The following is a 23,577-nucleotide window of genomic DNA, read 5'->3' on the forward strand; positions in this document are numbered from 1 at the left end:
CTCGATCTCGGATGCGATGAAAGACCGGCGGCATGCGCCAGGATTTTGGTACCCGCCCAACTTCAGGTATGATATCGCCCCTTTTAAATCCCCCAGTCAGGCGATTTCCCATGACCAACCAGGCCGCCGAAGTCGCGAAGCGCCGCACTTTCGCAATCATTTCCCACCCCGACGCCGGTAAGACCACCATCACCGAGAAGCTCCTGCTGATGGGCAAGGCGATTTCCGTCGCGGGTACCGTGAAGTCGCGTAAGTCCGACCGCCACGCCACCTCCGACTGGATGGAAATGGAGAAGCAGCGCGGCATCTCCATCACCACCTCGGTGATGCAGTTCCCGTACCGCGAGCACATGATCAACCTGCTCGACACCCCAGGCCACGAAGACTTCTCCGAAGACACCTACCGCACCCTGACCGCGGTTGACTCGGCGCTGATGGTGCTCGACGGCGGTAAAGGTGTAGAGCCACGTACCATCGCCCTGATGGATGTCTGCCGTCTGCGCGATACGCCCATCGTCAGCTTCATCAACAAACTCGACCGCGACATTCGCGACCCGATCGAACTGCTCGACGAGATCGAAGCGGTACTGAAGATCAAGGCCGCGCCGATCACCTGGCCGATCGGTTGCTACCGCGACTTCAAGGGCGTGTACCACCTGACCGGCGACTACATCGTGGTCTACACCCCGGGCCACGGCCACGAGCGCACCGAAGCCAAGATCATCCAGAAGCTGGACTCCGATGAGGCCCGCGCGCACCTGGGCGACCAGTACGATTCGTTCGTCGAGCAGCTGGAGCTGGTTCAGGGCGCCTGCCACGAGTTCAACCAGGACGAGTTCATCAACGGTCAGCTGACCCCGGTGTTCTTCGGTACCGCGCTGGGCAACTTCGGTGTCGACCACGTGCTCGACGCGGTCGTCGACTGGGCGCCGCGCCCGCTGGGCCGTGTCGCCCACGAGCGGACCGTGGAGCCGATCGAAGAGAAGTTCACCGGCTTCGTGTTCAAGATCCAGGCGAACATGGACCCGAAACACCGCGACCGTATCGCTTTCATGCGCATCTGCTCGGGCAAGTACGAGAAGGGCATGAAGATGCGCCACGTGCGAATCAACAAGGACCTGCGTATCGGCGATGCGCTGACCTTCTTCTCCTCCGAGCGTGAGCAGCTGGAAGAGGCGTATGCCGGCGACATCATCGGCCTGCACAACCACGGCACCATCCAGATTGGTGACACCTTCACCGAAGGCGAAGCGCTGGGCTTTACCGGTATTCCACACTTCGCGCCGGAACTGTTCCGCCGCGTGCGTCTGAAAGACCCGCTCAAATCCAAGCAACTGCGCCAGGGTCTGCAGCAGTTGGCTGAGGAAGGTGCGACCCAGGTGTTCTTCCCTGAGCGCAGCAACGACATCATCCTCGGCGCCGTTGGTGTGCTGCAGTTCGACGTGGTCGCCAGCCGCCTGAAGGAAGAGTACAAGGTCGAGTGCGCCTACGAGCCGATCACCGTATGGTCTGCACGCTGGATCAGCTGTGACGACAAGAAGAAGCTCGAGGAATTCCAGAACAAGGCCATGGAGAACCTGGCCATCGACGGTGGCGGTCACCTGACCTACCTGGCGCCGACTCGGGTCAACCTGTCGCTGATGGAAGAGCGCTGGCCGGACATCAAGTTCCGCGCGACCCGCGAGCACCATTGATTTCCAGAGCCTGCTCCTGACCCCTGTGGGAGCGGGTTTACCCGCGAATGCGTCGGTAGATTCAACATCGCATTCGCGGGTGAACCCGCTCCCACAGGGTTCGCATCAGGCCTGAAATCAGTTTCCGGCCTTGATACTGGTCCAGATCCGCGTGCGAATGCGGTCGATCTTCGCCGGCATCGCCTCCAGCGCATACAGCTTGCCCATCACCTCGTCGCTCGGGTAAATCATGGTGTTGGCCTTCATCGCCGGCTCCACCAACTCGTCGGCCTTCTGGTTACCGTTGGCGTACTGCACGAAGTTGCTGATATTGGCCATGGCATCTGCCCGCAGCAGGTAGTTCATGTAGGCATACCCGGCCTTTTCATCCGGCGCGTCAGCCGGCATGGCGACCATATCGAACCACATGGGCGCGCCTTCCTTGGGAATCGAATACCCCACCTTCACCCCGTTGTTCGCCTCCTCGGCACGGTTCTTCGCCTGCAGCACATCCCCCGAGAAACCGACCACCACGCAGACATCGCCATTGGCCAGGTCACCGGTGTACTTGGACGAGTGGAAGTAGCTGATGTAAGGCCGTACCTTCATCAGCAGGTCCTTGGCCTTGTCGTAGTCCTTCGGGTCTTGACTGTGGGTGGGCAGGCCCAAGTAGTGCAGGGCGATGGGCAGCAGCTCGGGGCCGTTGTCCAGCACTGCGACGCCGCAGCTTTTCAGCTTGCCGATGTACTCGGGTTTGAAGATCAGGTCCCATGAGTTGACTGGCGCGTTGTCGCCAAGCACTGCCTTGACCTTGTCGATGTTGTAGCCGATGCCGGTACTGCCCCACAGGTACGGGAAACCGTACTGGTTGCCCGGGTCGTTCACTTCAAGGGCCTTGAGCAGCACCGGGTTGAGGTTGTGCCAGTTGGGCAGTTGCGATTTATCCAGCTTCTTCAGGGCCTTGCCCTGGATTTGCCGGGCCATGAAGTGGTTGGAGGGAAACACCACGTCGTAGCCGGAGTTACCGGTCATCAGCTTGCCGTCGAGGGTCTCGTTGCTGTCGTAGACGTCGTAGGTAGGAACGATGCCCGTGGCTTGCTGGAAGTTCTTCAGGGTGTCGGGGGCAACGTAGCTGGACCAGTTGTAGATCTTCACAGTATCAGCGGCGCTGGCCACGCTGGCGGCCAGCATCAGGGGAGCGATGAGGAACGTGCGCATGTCGGGAATACCTTGCTTTGTCTGTTGTTATCGAAGGCAGGCGATCAGCGGATCAGAAAATCAGAACGTAGGTCTTGCGCACGGTCTCCAGGATGTCCCAGGTGCCGGTGCTGTTGGCCGGTAGCATCAGTGCGTCTCCGGCTTCTATGTACAGGGCCTCGCCGCCATCGGGGGTGAAGGTGCAGCGGCCCTTGATGAAGTGGCAGAACTCCTGTTGCACGATCTGCCGCCGCCAGCGCCCGGGGGTGCACTCCCAGATGCCAGTCTCGACGCCATCGCTGCGTTCGACGCAGGTCACCGAGGTAACGGCAACAGGCTCGCCGATGGGCACGGCGACCGGGTTGGAGGTGTCCAGGATGGCGCTGTCGGTGTGTTTGAACTGGGTGATGCTCATGACCGGTGGATCCTGTTTGGGGTTGAGGGAAGTCAGTGCATGAAGCCTTCCATGAAGTCCGCAAGCGAGCTGGCCAGGCGCCGCCTCCAGGGCGCGCTGGCGGGGTTGGCGAGGGTCCGGTCCTCGTGGACGAAACTCTGGATGATGGCGTTGTAGCCCAGCCAGCGGCAGGGCTCGGGTGGCCAGCTGGCCAGGCTCGACAATGGGCGGTTGTCCAGCACCCACGGCTGGGCGGTCAGTTCGTTGTGCTGGTTGAGAATCAGCGCGGCCAAGGTACGTCCGCCCAGGTTGGTGGCGCCGACGCCCTCGCCACCGTAACCGCCGGCCAGGGCGATGCCGCGCTGGCGGTCGCACAGCATGTGCGGGCGGAAGCGCCGGGCCATGCCCAGGTTGCCACCCCAGGAATGCGTGATGCGTACGTGCTTGAGCTGAGGAAACAGGTCGCTGAACAGGTAGCGGCGTAATTCGATTTCAGCGTCGTTCAGGCTGAAGTCCTCGCGCAGTCGGCCGCCGAAGCGGTAGCCGCCGCGGGCGCCGAACACCAGGCGATCGTCGGCGGTGCGCTGGCCGTAGGTGACTTGGCGGCTGTTCTCGCTGAAGGCTTGCCCTTGGGAAAGACCGATCTGTTCCCAGGTCGATTCGGGCAGTGGCTCGGTCGCCACCAGCAAGCTTTGCACCGGCAGTTGATGCTTGCCCAGCGGCGGCAAGCTGGCGGCGTAGCCCTCTACGGCAGGCACCATCCACTGGCAGCGGACTCGCGCCAGCGGTGCTCGCACTTCGCCGGGATGCCAGTCGATGGCCGGCGTATTTTCGTAGATGGGGACACCCAGGTTCTCCACCGCTCGGGCGAGGCCACGCACCAGCTTGGCCGGTTGGATGGTCGCGGTGTGCGGGCTGTAGATCGCGCCGTAGGCGTTGCTCACGCGCAGTTGGGCGTCGAGTTGTTCGGCGCCTAGCCAGTGGTAGTCGTCTTTGGTCATGCCCTGGCGGTAGAGGTCGTCCAGGTAGGCGCGCAGGCTGCGTTCCTGTTCCGGGTAGCGGGCGGCGCAATACAGCACGCCCCCCTTGCGGTAGTCGCAGTCGATGGCCTCGCGCTGCAACACGCGGTGCACCTCATCGGGAATGTCGTGCAGCAGGTCGATGCTGGCGCGGCGCTGTTGTGGCGATAGTGCGGCCAGCAGGCGGTCTTCGCCCAGCAGGTTGCCCATCAGCCAGCCACCGTTGCGCCCGGAAGCGCCGAAGCCGGCGATGTTGGCCTCGATCACGGCGATGTTCAGCTGCGGTGCCTGGCGCTTGAGGTAGTAGGCGGTCCACAGGCCGGTGTAGCCAGCGCCGATGATGCACACGTCGACCTCGATATCGCTGCGCAGGGCCGGGCGAGCGCACAGTGGCTCGTCGAGCTGGTCCATCCACAGGCTGATCGTGCGCAGGGGTTGCATCGGTACGACTCCACATCCGTCAAGGTCTGTGGCCGATGCTAGTGGCGTTGGGCAATCGCTGTCTTACGTGCGTGCACGCAGGGAAATTTGCTTGAGGTAGGCCTTGGGCGAAAGGCCTGTGTGTTCACGAAAACACTTGTAGAAGGCTGACAGCGAGTTGAAGCCTGCATTGAAAGCCAGTTCGTCGACCGGGGCTTCGGCGCTTGTGCCTTCCAGGCTGGCCATCAGGTGTTGCAGGCGGGCCTGGTTGACGTAGCGGTAGAAGCTCTGGCCGAGCACCTGGTTGAGCAGGTAGGAAATCTGGTTGCGGCTGTAGCCGCTGGCATCGGCGACTTGTTGCAGGTCCAACTCGGGGTCGAGGTAGGGGCGTTGGCGCTGGAAGTAGTGTTCCAGGTCCTGGGCCATGGTCGACAGTTGCCGTGGCGACAAGCCCAGGCGGCTAGTGGCCGGGCGCGGGCCATTGCCACTAGTGCCTTTGTGGCCCTGGCGCACGAGCGTGGCGTACTCGTTGACCCGCCAGATCAACCCGTCTTTTACGGTGATGGCTTCGCTCGATTGAAAGGCCACCAGGCCTTCGCCGCCCTGCACCGTCACTTGATACTGAATGAACGCCGTACAGCCATCCACGCGGATGCGGTCGCTGTGGACGATATCTTCGCCGGCTTCATGGGGCAGGCAGGCGCGCACGTAATCGCGCAGCTCAGCGTAGCCAAGTACGCGGTTCTGGAAGAAGTCGTGGTACTGGATTTGCGGGTGGTAGAGCGCAATCACGCCGTCGAGGTCGCGGTGTTTCCAGCACAGGTGGTAGCGCAGCACGGTCTCTTTGGTCGAGGCAGTTTGTTCTGGGCCGTCGGGTTGGAGCATGGCGGGCATATCCGCATTTCAAGATTGATAGTACAAGACTGCATCAATCGGTATTTCTATTCAAGCGCACGGGGCGGCATGTTTTCGAGCAATGGGCGCTATCAAGGAATTCATTACGGGTGGGTTTATGAGGCGCCGAGCTTTACTTTCGATTGGGTAACTACTGAAGGGTGGGCCTTGCCCGCTGTTGAATAGCCTGCAGTGTTATCGATCCTCAATATTTTTAACGTACAGGTAGCTGACATGTCCGATATTAACGAACTCAAAGAAGGTGAGTGGGAAATACTGAACCCTAAAGGTGATTGGGTCATTATTTCTGGGTTTTTTGATCCAGACGCACCAACCCATGCTGCCGCAAGGTTGGCTGGGCGGTTTCGCAGGGTCAAGCGACCCCAGCTAGGCGGTGCAGGCGGAAGAACCAGAGGACGCCTGTTGAAAGGCGCTGTTTCACAGGCGAGCAAAGAGTTTTTGGAACATTTTATCGCGCCGGTTGCCGTCACGCTGGTCGTCGATGAAATTCAGGGTAACCGATTCAAGCATCCTGCCGAAAGCCAGAAAAACACAGACGGCACATTTACCTATAAAGATGGTTCGATTGCCACGGACAAGAAAATAGAACACCCTGATGGCAGCGTGTCGACTCCCGATGGAAATGTGAAGTATCCGAACGGTGCTTCTTATAACCGGGCGACCAGAGTGGTGAAGTTGGCCGAGGGTGCAGAAGTGCAAGGAGAGTTTGACGAAAATGGCCAGGTGGTGGTTAGCCTTTAAGTAAACTTACTGTCGAGTGATGTGTTGAAGGGTAATCACGGGAGTCGAGTCATATGTTTCAAACGCTATCTGTTAACCCTCTGAGTAACGCACCGTCAGCAGCCCCTACCTGGGAAGTGCGGGACCGCAACGGGGAGTGGCAGCCTGTAGAGGCGGGTTTTGACCCTGAAGGTCTTCAGCCCATCGGCAGTGGGCTCTGGATGTTTCCAGGCGAGCCGCTGGAAGAGAATAGACGGTTGGGTAGAAGCCTTTTGGGGACCGTGTTCAGACTCTCGTCGGGTTTACTGCTTGAAAATGGCGAGCTTGGACCGAGGCAGCCGTCCTCATCTGGCTGGGGTGAAAGGGTGATGGATGATGAGGTGCCCGGCACAGAAATCTACTTGGATGAACTGGGTAGATATGTATTTCGTCATGTAGGTGCATATCATCATCTTGTGAATGGGACTGCCAAATATCCGGATGGCTCGATCGGTAAGGAAACTACATTGTCCCACCCAGACGGGCGTGTCTCTCACGCCAGCGGGCACACCGTGTATCCGGGCGGTCGGTCACTCGACCGGCGTACGGGTTTGTTGACCGATTTAGGCGGCAATTCTCAACAACTCAAGCGCCGGTCAGATGGCAATTGGGATGTACCTGCGTCTCGGTAGGGCTGTCGGATCGAGATACCTTGCAGAAAGCCCTGGCGACCATTGGGGTTTCGTGCACGTTGCACGATGCCGGGCAGCTATCGCTTCGTAAGCTGCTGAATCAGCAGGCGCCACTCCAGGAGATCGATTGGTACAGACACTGCATTGTTCTTGCTCACAACCCTGTTGGGAGAAAGGCCATGCGCTCGATTCTGCTGTGGATGATAGGTGTGCCGATTCCGGTGATTATTTTGATCTGGTTCTTCATGCACTGAGGCAACGGGGCCGCTGTGCGGCCCTTCGCGGGTGAACCCGCTCCCACAGGTACCGCGCCGCTTTTGAATGCGACAGAGCACCTGTGGGAGCGGGTTTACCCGCGAAGAACTTCACGCGGGACTAGAGAAACTGCTCGGCGTAATGGCAGGCCACCTGCCGGGTGCCGACCTGTCTGAGCGCGGGCACTTCCTTGGCACACCGCTCCGTCGCATACGGGCAACGCTTGTGAAACGCGCAGCCATCCGGCGGGTTCAACGGGTTGGGCAGTTCACCGGCAATGCGGATTTTCGGCTTCAGCGGGTCAGGGTGAATCGCTGGCGTCGCCGACAACAATGCCTGGGTATACGGGTGCAGCGGCTTCTCGTAGATGTCCTCCTTCGGCCCCATCTCAGCGGGCCTGCCCAAGTACATCACCAGCACCTGATCCGCCACATGGCGTACCACCGCCAGGTTGTGGGAGATGAACACATACGCTGTGTTGAACTCCTTCTGCAAATCCATGAACAGGTTCAGCACCTGTGCCTGGATCGACACGTCCAGCGCCGATGTCGGTTCGTCCGCCACCAGCACCTTGGGCTGCAGCATCATCGCCCGGGCCAGGGCGATACGCTGGCGCTGGCCACCGGAGAACATGTGCGGGTAGCGCTGATAGTGCTCGGGGCGCAGGCCCACTTGCTCCATCATCTTCTGCACTTTCTCACGGCGTTCGGCCTTGCTCAGCGAGGTATTGATCAGCAGCGGCTCGGCCAGCTGGTCGCCGATCTTCTGTCGCGGGTTCAGCGAGGCATAGGGGCTTTGGAACACCATCTGCACATCGCGGCGCAGCTGCTTGCGCTCGGCCTTGCTGGCGCCTTTCACCTCGGTGCCGGCGATTTGCAGCGAGCCTGAGGACGGCTCTTCGATCAGGGTCAGGGCACGGGCCAGGGTGGACTTGCCACAGCCGGACTCACCGACCACGGCCAGGGTCTTGCCGGCTTCCAGTTCGAACGACACACCATTGAGCGCACGTACCAGGGCGTGGCCTTTGAACAGGCCGCGGGAGACTTCGTAATGCCGGGTCAGCTCCCGAGCGGATAGAACGACGGCCATCACGCCACCTCCTGGTTCAGCGGGTAGAAGCAACGCACCAGGCCATGCGCCTGGGGATCGAGGGGCGGGCGCTGGCGGCGGCAGTTTTCCTGCACGTAGGGGCAGCGCGGTGACAGCAGGCAACCGACGGGGCGGTCATAGCGACCCGGGACGATACCGGGCAGCGTGGCCAGGCGTTCGGCACCGATGCTGTGCTCCGGGATCGCCGCCAGCAGCGCTTCGCTGTAGGGGTGCGCAGGGACGTCGAACAGCTCCGGCACCTGGCCCACTTCCACGGCTTGGCCGGCATACATCACGCACACGCGCTTGGCGGTTTCAGCCACCACGGCCAGGTCATGGGTGATCAGGATGAGCGCCATGTTGCGCTCTTTCTGCAGGTTCACCAGCAGTTCCATGATCTGCGCCTGGATGGTCACGTCCAGGGCGGTGGTCGGCTCGTCGGCAATCAGCAGCTTGGGCTCACCAGCAATCGCCATGGCAATCGCCACCCGTTGGCTCATGCCGCCGGACAGCTGGTGCGGGTAGGCATCCAGGCGGCTTTCGGCGGCCGGGATTTCCACTTTCTTGAGCAGCTCCAGAGCACGCTGGCGGGCCGCCTTGCCCTTGAGGCCCAGGTGTTGGCGCAGCACCTCTTCGATCTGGTAACCCACGGTGTAGCTGGGGTTGAGTGCGGTCATCGGGTCCTGGAAGACCATGGCGATGTCCTTGCCCACCACTTTGCGCCGTTGCCGGCCGCTGAGCTTGAGCATATCGGTGCCGTCGAAGGTGAGGGCGTCGGCGGTGATGCGCCCAGGGGCGTCGATCAGGCCCATCAGGGCCATCATGGTCACCGATTTGCCCGAGCCGGACTCGCCGACGATGGCCAGGATCTCGCCAGCCTCCACGGACAGGTCCAGGCCGTCCACCACAGGGACCGCGTTGGCGTCGCCGAAGCGCACGTTCAGGTTGTTGATCTGCAACAGTGACATGGCGTTCTCCTCAGGCGGCGTTCTTGAGTTTCGGGTCCAGCGCATCGCGCAGGCCGTCGCCCATCAGGTTGATTGCCAGCACACTGAGCAGAATGGTCAGGCCGGGCAGGCTCACCACCCACCAGGCGCGCTCGATGTAGTCGCGGGCCGAGGCCAGCATGGTGCCCCACTCGGGGGTGGGCGGCTGCACACCCAGGCCAAGGAAGCCCAGCGCTGCAGCGTCGAGAATTGCCGAAGAGAAACTCAAGGTGGCCTGCACGATCAGTGGTGCCATGCAGTTGGGCAGCACCGTGACGAACATCAGCCGTGGCAGCCCGGCACCTGCCAGGCGGGCGGCGGTCACGTAGTCGCGGTTCAGCTCGCCCATCACCGCTGCGCGGGTCAGACGCACGTAGGATGGCAACGAAACGACGGCGATGGCGATCACGGTATTGATCAGGCCTGGGCCGAGGATGGCGACGATGGCCACGGCCAGCAACAGCGACGGCAGCGCGAGCATCACGTCCATCAGGCGCATGATCGAAGGGCCAAGCAATTGCGGGAAGAACCCGGCCAACAGGCCCAGCAGAATGCCAGGGATCAGTGACATCACCACCGACGACAGGCCGATCAGCAGCGACAGCCGGGCGCCCTGGATCAGCCGCGAGAGCAGGTCGCGGCCCAGTTCGTCGGTGCCGAGAATGAACTGCCAGGTGCCGCCTTCGAGCCATACCGGCGGGGTGAGCAGGAAGTCGCGGTATTGCTCGCTTGGGTCATGCGGGGCAACCCACGGGGCGAACAACGCGCAGAACACCACCAGGCACATGAAGGCCAGGCCCATCACGGCGCCTTTGTTGCGCGAGAAGGCTTGCCAGAACTCTTTGTACGGTGACGGGTAGAGCAGGCTTTGGTCCACCGGGCTGACCGGTGTCACGGATTTCGGAATTGGGCTAGTCATGGCGAAGACCTCAGCGCTGATGACGGATGCGTGGGTTGGCCAAGCCGTAGAGGATGTCCACGACGAAGTTGACCAGAATCACCAGGCAGGCAATCAACAGGATGCCGTTCTGGACCACGGGGTAGTCACGGGCGCCGATGGCTTCGATCAGCCATTTGCCGATGCCCGGCCAGGAGAAGATGGTTTCGGTAAGCACCGCACCGGCCAGCAAGGTACCTACCTGCAGGCCGAACACCGTCAGTACCGGGATCAGGGCGTTGCGCAGGCCGTGCACGAAGACCACGCGGGCCGGCGACAGACCCTTGGCGCGGGCGGTGCGGATGTAGTCTTCGCGCAGCACTTCAAGCATCGACGAGCGGGTCATGCGGGCGATTACCGCCAGCGGAATGGTGCCCAGCACGATAGCGGGCAGGATCAGGTGCATCACGGCGTCCTTGAACGCCCCTTCCTCGTCGCTGAGCAGGGTGTCGATGAGCATGAAGCCGGTTTTCGGCTCGATGTCATAGAGCAGGTCGATGCGCCCGGACACGGGCGTCCAGCCCAGGCTCACGGAGAAGAACATGATCAGGATCAGGCCCCACCAGAAGATCGGCATGGAATAGCCGGCCAGCGAGATGCCCATCACCCCGTGGTCGAACAGCGAGCCCCGCTTGAGCGCCGCGATCACCCCGGCCAGCAGGCCGACGACACCGGCGAACACCAGGGCAGCGAAGGCCAGCTCAAGGGTGGCCGGGAACAGGGTTAGAAACTCGCTCCAGACACTTTCGCGGGTACGCAGCGACTCGCCCAGGTCACCCTGGGCCAGCTTGCCGACATAGTCCAGGTACTGGACCGGCAGGGGCTTGTTCAAGCCCAGGCGCTCCATGGCCTGGGCGTGCATTTCGGGGTCGACCCTGCGCTCGCCCATCATGACTTCCACCGGGTCGCCGGGGATCAGGCGTATGAGCGCGAAGGTCAGCAAGGTGATACCGAAGAAGGTCGGAATCAGCAGGCCTAGACGCCGGGCAATAAAACTCAACATTGTCGGAGGTACCTCATCAGCCGGTTACGGCGGTGCCGCCGGTGCCCGTGTGGGGTCCCGGCGGTCGTTGTTGTTCTACTTCACCTTGGTGGTGGCGAAGTTGTTGTTGGTCAGAGGGTTGATCACGTAACCCTCCACGGTGTCACGCATGGCGGTGAACATCTTCGGATGGGCCATGCTGATCCAGGGTTGATCGTCATCGTACACCTTCAATGCCTCGGCATAGAGCCTTGCGCGTTCGTCGTTGTCGATCACTTCGCGGGCGCGGGTGATCAGCTCCTGGAATTTCGGGTTGCACCAGCGGGCGTAGTTCTCGCCGCTTTTGGCGGCGTCGCAGCTGAGCAGGGGACTGAGGAAGTTGTCCGGGTCGCCGTTGTCGCCGGCCCAACCGGTGGACACCAGGTCGGCTTCGCCTTTCTTGGCGCGGCGCAGCATCTCGGCCCATTCCATCACGCGGATGTCCAGCTTGATGCCGATCTTGGCCAGGTCCGCTTGCAGCATTTCGGCCGACAGGCGCGGGTTGGGGTTGGTCGGGCCGCCGCCGTTGCGGGTGAACAGGTTGATCACTGTGCCTTCCGGCACGCCGGCTTGCTTGAGTAGTTCACGGGCCTTGGCCAGGTCGTGGGGCGGGTTCTTGTTGTCGGTGTTGAAGCCGATCATGGTCGGTGGGTAGGGGTTGACGCCGACCAGGGCGTTGCCTTTGCCAAAGAGCTGGTCAACGTGGGTCTGGCGGTCGAAGGCCATGTTGATCGCCTTTCGCACGCGCACGTCGCTCAGGTACTTGTGCTCGGTGTTCATCGAGATGTAGCCGGTGACCAGCGCTTCGATCTCGGCGACCTTGAGCTTGGGGTCGGCCTTGATCGACGGGATGTCATCAGGCTTGGGGTACAGCGCGACCTGGCATTCGTTGGCACGCAGTTTTTGCAGGCGCACGTTGTTGTCGGTGGCAATGGCAAAGATCAGCGCATCGGCCGGTGGCTTGCCGCGGAAGTAGTCCGGGTTGGGCTTGTAGCGAACCTGGGCGTCCTTGTTGTAGCGCTGGAAGATGAAGGGGCCGGTGCCGATGGGTTTGCTGTTCAGGTCGGCCGTCTTGCCTGCCTTGAGCAACTGGTCGCCGTATTCGGCGGAGTAGATCGAGGTGAAGGCCATGGCCATGTCGCGCAGGAACGGTGCTTCCGGGCGGGTAAGGGTGATGACCACGGTATGGTCGTCGGTCTTGTCCACCGACTTGAGCCGCTCCTTGAAGGCCATGCTCTCGAAATAGGGGTAGCCGACGCTGGTCTTGTCGTGCCAGGGGTGGTTCGGGTCGAGCTGGCGACGCAGGCTCCACAGCACGTCGTCGGCGTTGAAGTCACGGGTCGGCTTGAAGTAGTCGGTGGTGTGGAACTTCACGCCTTCACGCAGGTGGAAGGTGTAGGTCAGGCCGTCTGGCGAGATGTCCCAACGTTCGGCCAGGGCCGGCTGAATGTCGGTGGTGCCGGGCTTGAAATCGACCAGGCGATTGAACACGGTCTCGGCCGAGGCGTCGGCGGTGACCGCTGTGGTGTACTGGACGATGTCGAAGCCTTCCGGGCTGGCTTCGGTGCACACCACCAGCGGCTTGGCCGCCAGGTGCGTGGCACTGCTCAGAATGACCGCTGCGAGGGCAGCGCGGAGCGGTAGCGATTTCATGTGAACTCCCTGCTGGCATTGTTTCCAGCGTAGCCGCCACGGCCCGGGGCGGAACGGGCCGTGGCGTCAGCGGTTACAGAATGTTGAACGGAATGGTGGTGACGATGCGCAGCTCGTCCAGGCTGCCATCGCCCTGGGCCTTGCTGGCCCGGTGCGCGGTGTAGGTGGCGCGGATGCTGGTGTCTTTCAGCGGGCCGCTCTGCACCGCATAACTGGTGCCGATGCCCCACTCGTAATGGGTTTCGCCGTCCAGGCCGTTCACGTCGTAGGCGGTGCCGCGGTAGTGAGTACCGTCGATGCCCCAGCCACGGGCGTTGTACAGGTTGAACTTCAGACCAGGCACGCCGTAGGGCGCCATGTTCAGCACGTAGGAAATCTGCAGGGATTTCTCGTTCGGGCCGTTGAAGTCCGACAGCAGCGAGTTGGCCAGGTAAATGCCGTTGGTCTCGTGCAGGTAGTCGAAGTACTCGTTGCCGTTCACTTGCTGCCAGGAGGCGCTGAGGGTGTGGGCCTGGTGCGTCAGGCCGAACGACAGGCTGTAGGTGTCGTTGTCGATGTCACCCATCTTCTTGCTGCCTTCGTCCACGGTCTTGTAGTAGTTCAGACCGGTGGAAAGGCTCAGCACCGCGCTGTCACCCAGCACATGGTTGGCGCCGAAGTAGTATTGGTTCCAGAAGTCATCGACCTTGGTGGCGTACAGGCTGGTGGTCAGGCTTTTGAACGGCTGGTAGTTGACCCCGGTGGTGCTGGCACGGTCGGTTTCGACGCCGGTGGCGCTGTACTCGCTGCGGAACTTGCTCAGGCTCTGTTCGGTACGCGGGGAAACCCGGTCGAAGGTGCCGATATCGAACGACAGGTTGTCGAACTCGGCGCTGTGCAGGAAGGCTCCCTGGAAGCTCGACGGCAGGGCGCGGTTACCGATGTAGGCGATCATGGGCGTGTCGACGGACTGGCGGCCCACGGTGAGGGTGGTGTTGGACACCCGCGCCTTGACGTTGGCCAGGCCCATCTTGCTCCACTGGCCGATGGGGTCGCCGTCGCTATGGGTCAGCGTACGGTTGTTGGGGCCGGCCACTGCCGCTCGGCCTTGTTCCAGGGCGATGGCGTTGTAGCCAGCGGCTTCCACGGCAAAGCCAACGGTGCCCTGCGTAAAGCCCGAGCTGTAGTTGAGGATGGTGCCTTGCAGCCAGTTGTCACGGCTATGGGTGGCGTGACGGGTGCCGTCGCTCTTGTAGTACTTGAACAGCGGGGCGCGGGTGGCGCGTTCGCGGGCGTACCAGTTACGAGTGCTGCCGGACAGGCTCTGGCCGTCGATGAAGCCTTTGGCCTCGTCTTGTTCGCTGGTGGTTTTCAGGCTGAACGGGACGTAGTCCTGGCTCTGGGTGTCGGCCTGGGCCATGGCGGAGAAGGCGCCAATGGATAAGGCCAGTGCGGTTATCGTGAAACGTATCAAAGTAAAGCTCCCTTTCTTTTCTTTTAGTTATCACCAGGCCTTGTGGGCTGGGGTATTTGCTGCGGTGTTGCCAGGGTTGCCACGGGATCGCCGGGCATGTTCGTTGCCTTTACCGGCCTTATCGCCGGCAAGCCGGCTCCCACAGATTCCGGGGAACTGTTGGCTTTTGTAGGAGCCGGCTTGCCGGCGATGGGGCCCTTGCTTAATCCACACTCACACCGGAAAAGTCATTGCGCCCGAATGGGCTGACTCGGAAGTCGGCCACCTTGGCGCTGATCGGCTGGTTGACCGTGGAATGCGCCACCGGGGTGATCGGTACCTGCTGCTTGAGGCGCTGCTGGGCTTGCTGGTAAAGCGCTGTGCGCTCGGCGCGATCGGTGACTTGCTTGGCTTTTTTCACCAGGCTGTCGTACTGCGGGTCACACCACAGGGAGTAGTTGTTGCTGCCGATGGCATCGCAGTTGTAGAGCGTACCGAGCCAGTTGTCCGGGTCGCCGTTGTCACCGGTCCAGCCGATCAGGGCGATGTCGTGCTCACCGCTCTTCATGCGCTTGAGGTACTCGCCCCACTCGTAACTGACGATGCGCACCTTGAAGCCAAGCTTGCTCCAATCAGCCTGGAGCATTTCGGCCATGAGCTTGGCGTTGGGGTTGTAGGGGCGCTGTACCGGCATGGCCCACAGGGTGATTTCGCTGCCTTCCTTGACCCCGGCCTGTTGCAGCAAGGTCCTGGCTTTGGCCGGGTCGTACGGGGCATCCTTGATCGATTCGTCGTAGGACCATTGGGTCGGCGGCATGGCGTTGACCGCCCGCTGGCCGGAGTCCTGATACACCGCCTGGAGGATCGCCTGCTTGTTCACCGCCATGTCCATGGCCTGGCGCACTTCCAGCCGGTCGAACGGTGGGTGCTGGGTGTTGTAGGCGATGTAGCCGAGGTTGAAGCCCGGTTGCTGAAGCACCTGCAGCTTGTCGTCGCCCCTGAGCCCCGGAAGGTCAGCCGGGCGCGGGTGCAGGGTGACCTGGCATTCGTTGCGGCGCAGCTTCTGGATACGTACAGAAGGGTCGACGTTGATCGAAAACACCAGGTTGTCGATTTTCACCTCATCCGGTGCCCAGTAGGCCGGATTGCCCTTGAAGCGGATCTGCGAGTCTTTCTGGTAGCGCTGGAACACGAACGGGCCGGTGCCGATCGGCTGCTGGTTGATGTCGCTGGGGCGGCCGCTGGTCAACAGCTGCTGCGCGTATTCGGCGGAAAGTATCGAGGCGAAGCTCATCGCCAGGTTCTGAATGAACGCGGCATCGACCTTGTTCAGGGTGAACACGACTGTGTGCGGGTCGGTTTTTTCGACATGGGCGATGTTCTTGTCCAGGCCCATGCTGACGAAGTAGGGAAACTCGGTGGGGTAGGCCTTGCGGAACGGATGCGCCTTGTCGAGCATGCGGTTGAAGGTGAACAGTACGTCGTCGGCGTTGAAGTCGCGGCTTGGTGTGAAGGCCTTGTTGCTGTGGAACTTGACCCCTTCACGCAAGTGGAAGGTGTAGCGCAGGCCGTCATCGGAAACTTCCCACTTGGTAGCCAGGGCGGGGTGTACCGCCGTGCCGCCGCGTTCGAACTCGACCAGACGGTTGTAGATCGGTTCGGCGGCGTCGTTGTCGGTGGCACTGGTGTACTGGGCCGTGTCGAAACCTGCCGGGCTGCCCTCCGAGCAGAACACCAGGTTCTTGGCTTGCAGAGCAGGGGCCTGGGTCATCAGGCCAAGGGCGAGCAGGGTCGAAAGACGGGTGGCGTGGCGCATGGCGGTTCCTTTTCCAGCTGTTTTCGCCGCCTCGGGGTACGAATTGCGGCAACAGGGACCCGACCCCGACGCGGGTAGCGTCGAGGTGGGCTGCATATATGGGAAGGGGCGAGGATGCCCGGTGCTATTTGTCCACGCTGACGCCGTAGAACGAGTTCAGCGCGAATGGACTGATCTTGAAGTCCTTCACCTTGGCGCTCATCGGCTGGTACACGGTGGAGTGGGCGATCGGGGTGATCGGCACCTGTTCCTTGAGGATGTGCTGCGCCTTCTGGTACAGCTCGGTGCGTTTGCCTTGGTCGGAGGTGGCCTTGGCCTGCTTGATCAGGTCGTCATAAGGCTTGAAGCACCACTTGGAGAAGTTGTTGCCGTCGATGGCATCGCAGCCATACAGGGTGCCCAGCCAGTTGTCCGGGTCACCGTTATCGCCACTCCAGCCAATCAGCATCGCGCCCTGCTCGCCGCCCTTGGAGCGCTTGATGTACTCACCCCACTCGTAGCTGACGATCTTGGCCTTGATACCGATCTTGCCCCAGTCGGACTGCAGCATCTCGGCCATCAACTTGGCGTTGGGGTTGTAGGGGCGTTGCACCGGCATGGCCCACAGGGTGATCTCGGTGCCTTCCTTGATGCCGGCTTCCTTGAGCAGCTGCTTGGCCTTTTCCGGGTCGTAGGCGGCATCCTTGATGCTGTCGTCGTAGGACCACTGAGTCGGAGGCATGGCGTTTACGGCAAGCTGACCGGCGCCCTGGTAGACCGATTCGATGATCTTCTTCTTGTCGACGGCCATGTCCAGGGCCTCGCGGACCTTGAGCTGGGCCAGCGGGTTGGGCTCGTTGCTGCCCTTGACCTTGTCCATCACGTTATAGGCGATGTAGCCGAGGTTGAAGCCTGCCTGTTGTGGCATCTGCAGGTTCTTTTCCGCCTTCAGCGGCTCGATGTCGGCGGGGCGCGGGAACAGCGTGACCTGGCACTCGTTCTTCTTCAGCTTCTGCATGCGCACCGAGGCATCGGTGGTGATGGCGAAGATCAGGTTGTCGATCTTCACGTCCTCAGGCTTCCAGTAGTCCTTGTTGCCCTTGAAGCGGATCTGCGCGTCCTTCTGGTACTTGCTGAACACGAACGGACCGGTGCCGATGGGCTTCTGGTTGATGTCGGCGGCCTTGCCTTCCTTGAGCAACTGGTCGGCGTACTCGGCCGATTGAATGGAGGCGAAGCTCATGGCCAGGTTCTGAATGAACGCAGCATCGACATCATTGAGCGTGAAGCGCACGGTGTGCTCGTCGAGTTTCTCCACCTTGGCGATGTTCTTGTCCATGCCCATATCGGTGAAGTACGGGAATTCGGTGGGGTAGGCCTTACGGAACGGATGGTCCTTGTCGAGCATGCGGTTGAAGGTGAACAGCACGTCGTCAGCGTTGAAGGTGCGGGTTGGCTTGAAGTAGTCGGTGGTGTGGAACTTGACCCCTTCACGCAGGTGGAAGGTGTAGGTCTTGCCGTCGTCAGACACTTCCCACTTGGTCGCAAGGCCCGGGATGACCGCGGTACCGCCGCGTTCGAACTGGGTCAGGCGGTTGAACACGGTTTCAGCCGAGGCGTCAAAGTCGGTTCCTGTGGTGTATTGCCCAGGGTCGAAACCGGCCGGGCTGCCTTCGGAGCAGAACACCAGGTTGGACGCTGCGTGGGCGAGCGGGGCGCCGGCTAGCAAGCCTGCGCCGAGCAGGAACGGAATGACTGCGTGTTTGAGCATGGTGGCCTCATTGTTGTCATTTTTTGAGTTGAGGTGGCCTCGTGAGCCGACCTGCGGATACTTATGCAGGGGGTATTCCCAATGCAACAGTCAGGAGGATAGTTGGCGTCAGAAAAGTAGTACGAGCGTACATGGATGTCGCATTGGTATAACTTTCGGCGAAGTTGAACGTTTGCGCAGGCTAAATGATGGCTTTTTGCTGAGTGTTTCGGGAAGCGGGGGTGTGTAGGAAGCACCTTATTGGTGCGTGGGAAATGTCTGAAATAACGAGATGGGGGCGCAAAGCGCCCCCAGGGAAGCCTCAGGGCATCTGTACTTCGATCAAGCCATCGGCGTTCATGCTGACCTCGCTGGTACCCGCCTCGATGTCCGGCGCTGGCGCGGCTTCATCAGCACCCATGGCCTTCATCGCCATTGGCGCGCTGCGCAGGTACGGGCGAGGGTAGCCACTGCTGTTGAGGTTCAGGCTAACGACCTTGTAGCCCTTGCCACCCAAGGCTTCGGTGGCCAACTGGGCGCGAGCCTTGAAGGCATCGACGGCGTCCTTGAGCAGGGCATCTTCGCTGGCCTTGCGGGTGGCGGCGGCGATGGAGAAGTCCATGCCGCCCATCTTCATGTCCTGCAACAGGTCGGCGGTCAGTTGCGACAGGGCCGGGAAGTCGGCGCTCTCCAGACGCAGCTCGGCACGTTCGCGCCAGCCGGTAATCTTCTGGCCCTTGCTGTCGTACACCGGGTAGCTGTTGCGGCTGCCTTGGCTGATCTTCACGTCCTTGACCTGACGGGCTTGCTGGATGGACTTGTTCAGCGTCTCGGTGATCTGCTTGGCGAGCTTGCCTGGGTCGGTGTTCTGCGCTTCGCTGTACAGGGTCACCACCATCAGGTCGCGGGGCACTTCCTTGCTGACTTCGGCACGCAACGACACCTGGTTGTAGCGCGGCTCATCGGCTGCCAGGGCGGGCAAGCTGGCGACCAGGCCGCAGGACAGGATCAGGGCGGCGCCGCGACGGGAAATTTGCATGTAGGACTCCTTGGCAATAAAAGGCGTGGAATTGGGCGTTCCTTTCCACGCATGGCCCATCAGACCGGCAACAGTGTAGTGGGTTCAAAAGTGCCATCATGAACCTGTGACAAAGTGTGGCGCTTTGCCGCATCGCTGCAGCGAGGCGCCTGGCTTCGGTATACTCCAGCCGATTTTCCTGGAGCACTCATCGGGAGAGCGCATGCTCGCCGCCGTACAACCGCTATCCGCTACACGTCAGAATCTCTGGCGCCTGACCGTCATTCGCGTGCTGGTGCTGGCTGCCCAGGCCGGCTCGGTGGGCGTTGCCTACTGGACCGAACTGCTGCCGCTGCCCTGGCTCTCGCTGGCGGCGACCTTGGCCTTGTCGTCCATCCTGTGCGCGTTCACCGCGCTGCGCTTGCGCCTGTCGCTACCGGTCACCGAACTGGAATACGCCCTGCAGCTGGCCTGCGACCTGCTGATTCACAGCGCCTTGCTGTATTACTCCGGCGGTTCGACCAACCCGTTCGTGTCGTATTACCTGGTGCCGTTGGCGATTGCCGCAGTGACCCTGCCGTGGCTCTACTCACTGATTCTGTCCGGCATCGCCCTGACGGCCTACAGCCTGTTGCTGGTGCAGTTCTACCCGCTCGAAGGCCTGCCGATGGCACGGGACAAGATGCAGGTGTACGGCATGTGGTTGAGCATCGCGCTGGCCGCGGCGGTCATCACATTCTTCGCCGCACGCATGGCCGAAGAGCTGCGCCGTCAGGAACAGCTGCGTTCCGAGCGGCGCGAGGATAGCCTGCGCGACGAGCAGTTGCTGGCCGTGGCCACGCAGGCGGCGGGTGCTGCCCATGAGCTGGGCACGCCGCTGGCGACCATGAGCGTGCTGCTTAACGAAATGCGTCAGGACCATTCGGACCCGTTGCTGCAGGAAGACCTGCAGATCCTTCAGGACCAGGTCAAACTGTGCAAGGAAACCTTGCAGCAACTGGTGCGCGCGGCCGAGGCCAACCGCCGTATGGCGGTAGTCGAGCAGGACGTGACCGCCTGGCTCGACGAGGCGCTGAACCGCTGGCACCTGATGCGTCCGGAAACCAGTTACCGGTTCCAGCGCCTGCGTGACGGCAAGGTGCCTCGCCTGACCCCACCGCCAGACCTGACCCAGGCCCTGTTGAACCTGCTGAACAATGCCGCCGATGCCTGCCCGGATGACTTGGAGGTGCGTCTGGACTGGGACGCCCAGGACATCGTCATCAGCATCCGTGACCATGGCCCTGGCGTGCCGCCGGCCATTGCCGAGGCCATCGGCAAACCGTTTATCACCACCAAGGGCAAAGGCTTCGGCCTGGGCCTGTTCTTGAGCAAGGCCAGCGTGACCCGTGCGGGCGGTTCGGTGAAACTCTATAGTCATGAACAGGGTGGCACCCTGACCGAACTGCGCCTGCCCCATGGCAAGCGAGGAGATGAAATATGAGCGAAGAAAACCAGGTCGAAGGCGAAGAACTGCCGCACCTGTTGCTGGTGGATGACGATGCCACCTTCACTCGGGTCATGGCCCGCGCCATGAGCCGCCGGGGCTTTCGCGTAAGCACTGCGAGCTCCGCCGAAGAAGGGCTGATTCTGGCCCAGCAGGACCTGCCGGACTACGCCACGCTGGACCTGAAGATGGAAGGCGACTCCGGCCTGGTGCTGCTGCCCAAGCTGCTGGAGCTGGACCCGGAAATGCGCGTGGTGATCCTGACCGGTTACTCGAGCATTGCCACTGCGGTCGAGGCGGTCAAGCGCGGGGCCTGCAATTACCTGTGCAAACCAGCCGATGCTGACGATGTGCTGGCGGCATTGCTCTCGGAGCACACCGACCTCGATACCCTGGTGCCGGAAAACCCGATGTCGGTGGACCGTTTGCAGTGGGAGCACATTCAGCGCGTGCTGAACGAGCACGAAGGCAACATTTCCGCCACTGCGCGGGCGCTGGGCATGCACCGGCGGACCTTGCAGCGCAAGCTGCAGAAGCGGCCGGTTCGACGCTGATTCTTGGCAGACAGTACCGGCCCTTTCGCGGGTAAACCCGCTCCCACAGATACCTCACAAGTCTCAAAACCTGTGCAGAGCCTGTGGGAGCGGGTTTACCCGCGAATGGGCCGACTCCGACAGAAATTTCTCTTTATCGCACCCGATCCCCGCAACTCCAAGCCGTTGGCGTATCATTAGCCCCCTAACGGCAACCCCCTCCCAGGATCGCTAGCGCATGCTCGCCCTTCTTATCCAGACGCTGAACATCACGGCCCCCGTGTTTGCCATGTTGTTCATGGGCGTGCTGCTCAAACGCATCCACCTGATCGACGACAACTTCAACCGCGTCGCCTCTCAGCTGGTATTCAACGTCTGCATGCCAGCGCTGCTGTTCCTCGGCATCTACCATGCCGACCTGGCTTCGGCGGTCAAACCTGGCGTGATCCTTTACTTCGTCGCCGCCACCCTGGTCGGTTTTGCCGTGTCCTGGGGCATGGCCATCTGGCGCAGTCCGCTAGCTGACCGGGGTATCTACACCCAAGGGGCGTTTCGCGGCAACAACGGGGTCATCGGCCTGGCCCTGGCGGCCAGCCTGTACGGCGACTACGGCATCTCGCTGGGTGCGGTGCTCGCGGGGCTGGTCATCCTCATGTACAACTCGCTGTCGGCCGTGGTGCTGGCGGTGTACAGCCCGGACCTGAAGTCCGACCCCTGGAGCATCTGCAAGAGCATCTTCAGCAACCCGTTGATCATCAGCGTGCTGGTGGCCACCCCCATGGCCTACGGCCAGGTGCCGCTGCCCAATTGGCTGCTGACCTCGGGCGATTACCTGGCGCAGATGACCCTGCCGCTGGCGCTCATGTGCATCGGCGGTACCTTGTCGTTGGCGGCCCTGCGTGACAGCGGCAAGCTGGCGATAGACGCCAGCCTGGTGAAGATGGTCTGGCTACCGTTGATCGGCACGCTGGGGGCCTGGTTTTGCGGTTTCCGCGGCGCCGAGCTGGGTATCCTGTTCCTCTACATCGGCAGCCCGACCGCGGCGGCCAGCTATGTCATGGCCAGGGCGGCCAACGGCAATCATGAGCTGGCGGCCTCGATCATCGTGATCACCACGCTTTTGGCGGCGATTACCACCAATATCGGCATTTTCATCTTGCAGTGGGGCGGATGGATCTAGATCCTTGACTGCAAACAACTCCAACAACACTGCCTCCTGACTAAAGGACACTTCATGCAAGACCAGAGCACGCCCGAGCGGTTACAGCGCGGGCTGAAGAATCGCCATATCCAGCTGATCGCGCTGGGCGGGGCCATCGGCACCGGGCTGTTCCTGGGCATTGCCCAAACCATCCAGCTGGCCGGCCCGTCCGTGCTGCTGGGCTATGCCATCGCTGGCCTCATGGCCTTCTTCATCATGCGCCAGCTCGGCGAGATGGTGGTCGAAGAGCCGGTCGCCGGCAGTTTCAGCCACTTCGCCCACCAGTACTGGAGCGAGTTCGCGGGCTTCGTCTCGGGCTGGAACTACTGGGTGGTGTACGTATTGGTGGGCATGGCCGAACTGACGGCCGTGGGCATCTACGTGCAGTACTGGTGGCCGGACTTCCCGACCTGGGCCACGGCGGCAATCTTCTTCGTCGTGATCAACGCCATCAACCTGACTCAGGTGAAGGTCTATGGCGAGATGGAGTTCTGGTTCGCGCTGGTCAAGGTGGTGGCCATTGTCAGCATGATCGGCTTCGGTGCCTGGCTGTTGAGCAGCGGCCATGGCGGGCCGGACGCCAGCGTGGCCAACCTGTGGCAGTACGGCGGCTTCTTCCCCAATGGCGTGACCGGGTTGATCATGGCCCTGGCGGTGATCATGTTCTCGTTCGGTGGCCTGGAGCTGGTGGGCATTACCGCCGCCGAGGCGGACAACCCGCGCCATAGCATCCCCAAGGCCACCAACCAGGTGGTCTACCGCATCCTGATTTTCTATATCGGTGCGCTGGCGGTACTGCTGTCGCTGTACCCATGGCAGAAGGTCGTGCAGGGCGGTAGCCCGTTCGTGATGATTTTCCATGAGCTGGACAGCGATCTGGTCGCCACCATCCTCAACATCGTGGTGCTGACGGCTGCGCTGTCGGTCTACAACAGCTGCGTGTATGCCAACAGCCGCATGCTGTTCGGCCTGGCCAGCCAGGGCGATGCACCGCGCCAGCTGCTCAAGGTAAGCCGCCGTGGCGTGCCGCTGACGGCGCTGGGTGTGTCGGCGTTCGCCACCGGTATGTGCGTGCTGATCAACTACCTGATGCCGGGCGAGGCCTTTGGCCTGTTGATGGCGCTGGCGGTGTCGGCGCTGGTGATCAACTGGGCCAGCATCAGCATCACCCACCTGAAGTTCCGCAAGGCCAAGCTGGCGGCGGGCATCAACCCGTTCTACCGCAGCTGGGGGCACCCGGTGACCAACTACCTGTGCCTGGCGTTCATCGCGCTGATTCTGGTGGTGATGTACCTGACCCCGCCGATTCGTATTTCGGTGATGCTGATTCCGGCGTGGATCGCGGTGTTGTGGGTGGCGTTTAAAATGAAGAAGGCACAGCAAGGCAAGGCGTGAGTCTGCCTCGGCCCTAT

The 23,577-nt window shown here is 61.8% G+C and carries 20 protein-coding genes; 7 read left to right on the plus strand and 13 right to left on the minus strand.

What is annotated here, in order from left to right; translation table 11 throughout:
• The first annotated feature begins 110 nt into the window (after window positions 1-110).
• Window positions 111-1,694, plus strand: coding sequence for a peptide chain release factor 3 (locus tag PspTeo4_RS29530; protein WP_322367131.1), 1,584 nt, complete (start codon window positions 111-113; stop codon window positions 1,692-1,694).
• 117 nt (window positions 1,695-1,811) lie between these two features.
• On the opposite strand, the gene PspTeo4_RS29535 is transcribed toward PspTeo4_RS29530, so the two are convergent.
• The 4 genes from PspTeo4_RS29535 to PspTeo4_RS29550 form a co-directional block, all read right to left on the minus strand.
• Window positions 1,812-2,891 (minus strand): polyamine ABC transporter substrate-binding protein, encoded by a 1,080-nt coding sequence (locus PspTeo4_RS29535; protein WP_322367132.1) that lies wholly within the window; start codon window positions 2,889-2,891, stop codon window positions 1,812-1,814.
• Window positions 2,892-2,943: 52 nt separating this feature from the next.
• The gene (locus PspTeo4_RS29540; protein WP_322367133.1) at window positions 2,944-3,285 is read right to left on the minus strand and encodes a cupin domain-containing protein; all 342 of its coding nucleotides are present in this window, start codon (window positions 3,283-3,285) and stop codon (window positions 2,944-2,946) included.
• A gap of 32 nt (window positions 3,286-3,317) precedes the next feature.
• Window positions 3,318-4,724: an FAD-dependent oxidoreductase gene (locus PspTeo4_RS29545; protein ID WP_322367134.1), complete on the minus strand. Its 1,407-nt coding sequence runs from the start codon at window positions 4,722-4,724 to the stop codon at window positions 3,318-3,320.
• Window positions 4,725-4,787: 63 nt separating this feature from the next.
• A complete protein-coding gene (locus tag PspTeo4_RS29550; protein WP_322367135.1) occupies window positions 4,788-5,597 on the minus strand; it encodes a nuclear transport factor 2 family protein in 810 nt (269 codons plus the stop codon).
• A gap of 234 nt (window positions 5,598-5,831) precedes the next feature.
• Here PspTeo4_RS29550 and PspTeo4_RS29555 point away from each other — a divergent pair, with 234 nt between their 5' ends.
• Together PspTeo4_RS29555 and PspTeo4_RS29560 are read left to right on the plus strand one after the other, a co-directional pair.
• Entirely contained in the window at window positions 5,832-6,359 is a 528-nt protein-coding gene (locus tag PspTeo4_RS29555; protein ID WP_322367136.1) for a hypothetical protein, read from the plus strand.
• Window positions 6,360-7,029: 670 nt separating this feature from the next.
• Window positions 7,030-7,263 (plus strand): hypothetical protein, encoded by a 234-nt coding sequence (locus PspTeo4_RS29560; RefSeq protein WP_322367137.1) that lies wholly within the window; start codon window positions 7,030-7,032, stop codon window positions 7,261-7,263.
• Window positions 7,264-7,384: 121 nt separating this feature from the next.
• On the opposite strand, the gene PspTeo4_RS29565 is transcribed toward PspTeo4_RS29560, so the two are convergent.
• From PspTeo4_RS29565 to PspTeo4_RS29605, 9 genes are all read right to left on the minus strand, one after another.
• Complete coding sequence (locus PspTeo4_RS29565) at window positions 7,385-8,353, minus strand: peptide ABC transporter ATP-binding protein (protein ID WP_322367139.1); 969 nt, start codon at window positions 8,351-8,353, stop codon at window positions 7,385-7,387.
• Window positions 8,353-9,321 (minus strand): ABC transporter ATP-binding protein, encoded by a 969-nt coding sequence (locus tag PspTeo4_RS29570; RefSeq protein ID WP_322367140.1) that lies wholly within the window; start codon window positions 9,319-9,321, stop codon window positions 8,353-8,355. Before PspTeo4_RS29570 ends, PspTeo4_RS29565 begins: the two co-directional genes overlap by 1 nt.
• 10 nt (window positions 9,322-9,331) lie before the next feature.
• Window positions 9,332-10,258: an ABC transporter permease subunit gene (locus tag PspTeo4_RS29575; RefSeq protein WP_322367141.1), complete on the minus strand. Its 927-nt coding sequence runs from the start codon at window positions 10,256-10,258 to the stop codon at window positions 9,332-9,334.
• 10 nt (window positions 10,259-10,268) lie between these two features.
• Window positions 10,269-11,279: an ABC transporter permease subunit gene (locus PspTeo4_RS29580; RefSeq protein ID WP_322367142.1), complete on the minus strand. Its 1,011-nt coding sequence runs from the start codon at window positions 11,277-11,279 to the stop codon at window positions 10,269-10,271.
• Window positions 11,280-11,354: 75 nt separating this feature from the next.
• A complete protein-coding gene (locus PspTeo4_RS29585; RefSeq protein ID WP_322367143.1) occupies window positions 11,355-12,950 on the minus strand; it encodes an ABC transporter substrate-binding protein in 1,596 nt (531 codons plus the stop codon).
• Between the two features lie 73 nt (window positions 12,951-13,023).
• On the minus strand, window positions 13,024-14,349 hold the full coding sequence (locus tag PspTeo4_RS29590; protein ID WP_416197002.1) for an OprD family porin: 1,326 nt from the start codon (window positions 14,347-14,349) through the stop codon (window positions 13,024-13,026).
• Between the two features lie 256 nt (window positions 14,350-14,605).
• Window positions 14,606-16,198, minus strand: coding sequence for an ABC transporter substrate-binding protein (locus tag PspTeo4_RS29595; protein ID WP_322367145.1), 1,593 nt, complete (start codon window positions 16,196-16,198; stop codon window positions 14,606-14,608).
• 124 nt (window positions 16,199-16,322) lie between these two features.
• Entirely contained in the window at window positions 16,323-17,948 is a 1,626-nt protein-coding gene (locus PspTeo4_RS29600; protein ID WP_322367146.1) for an ABC transporter substrate-binding protein, read from the minus strand.
• A gap of 301 nt (window positions 17,949-18,249) precedes the next feature.
• A complete protein-coding gene (locus PspTeo4_RS29605; protein ID WP_322367147.1) occupies window positions 18,250-18,966 on the minus strand; it encodes an SIMPL domain-containing protein in 717 nt (238 codons plus the stop codon).
• 202 nt (window positions 18,967-19,168) lie between these two features.
• Here PspTeo4_RS29605 and PspTeo4_RS29610 point away from each other — a divergent pair, with 202 nt between their 5' ends.
• The 4 genes from PspTeo4_RS29610 to PspTeo4_RS29625 all read left to right on the plus strand — a co-directional run bounded on the left by PspTeo4_RS29610 (window position 19,169) and on the right by PspTeo4_RS29625 (window position 23,560).
• The gene (locus PspTeo4_RS29610; RefSeq protein ID WP_322367148.1) at window positions 19,169-20,428 is read left to right on the plus strand and encodes an ATP-binding protein; all 1,260 of its coding nucleotides are present in this window, start codon (window positions 19,169-19,171) and stop codon (window positions 20,426-20,428) included.
• Complete coding sequence (locus tag PspTeo4_RS29615; RefSeq protein WP_016391130.1) at window positions 20,425-20,985, plus strand: response regulator transcription factor; 561 nt, start codon at window positions 20,425-20,427, stop codon at window positions 20,983-20,985. Before PspTeo4_RS29610 ends, PspTeo4_RS29615 begins: the two co-directional genes overlap by 4 nt.
• Window positions 20,986-21,202: 217 nt before the next feature.
• Complete coding sequence (locus tag PspTeo4_RS29620; protein ID WP_322367149.1) at window positions 21,203-22,144, plus strand: AEC family transporter; 942 nt, start codon at window positions 21,203-21,205, stop codon at window positions 22,142-22,144.
• A gap of 54 nt (window positions 22,145-22,198) precedes the next feature.
• The gene (locus PspTeo4_RS29625; RefSeq protein ID WP_322367150.1) at window positions 22,199-23,560 is read left to right on the plus strand and encodes an amino acid permease; all 1,362 of its coding nucleotides are present in this window, start codon (window positions 22,199-22,201) and stop codon (window positions 23,558-23,560) included.
• Window positions 23,561-23,577 lie beyond the last annotated feature (17 nt).

This window comes from Pseudomonas sp. Teo4, from assembly GCF_034387475.1.
Classification (GTDB): Bacteria; Pseudomonadota; Gammaproteobacteria; order Pseudomonadales; family Pseudomonadaceae; genus Aquipseudomonas.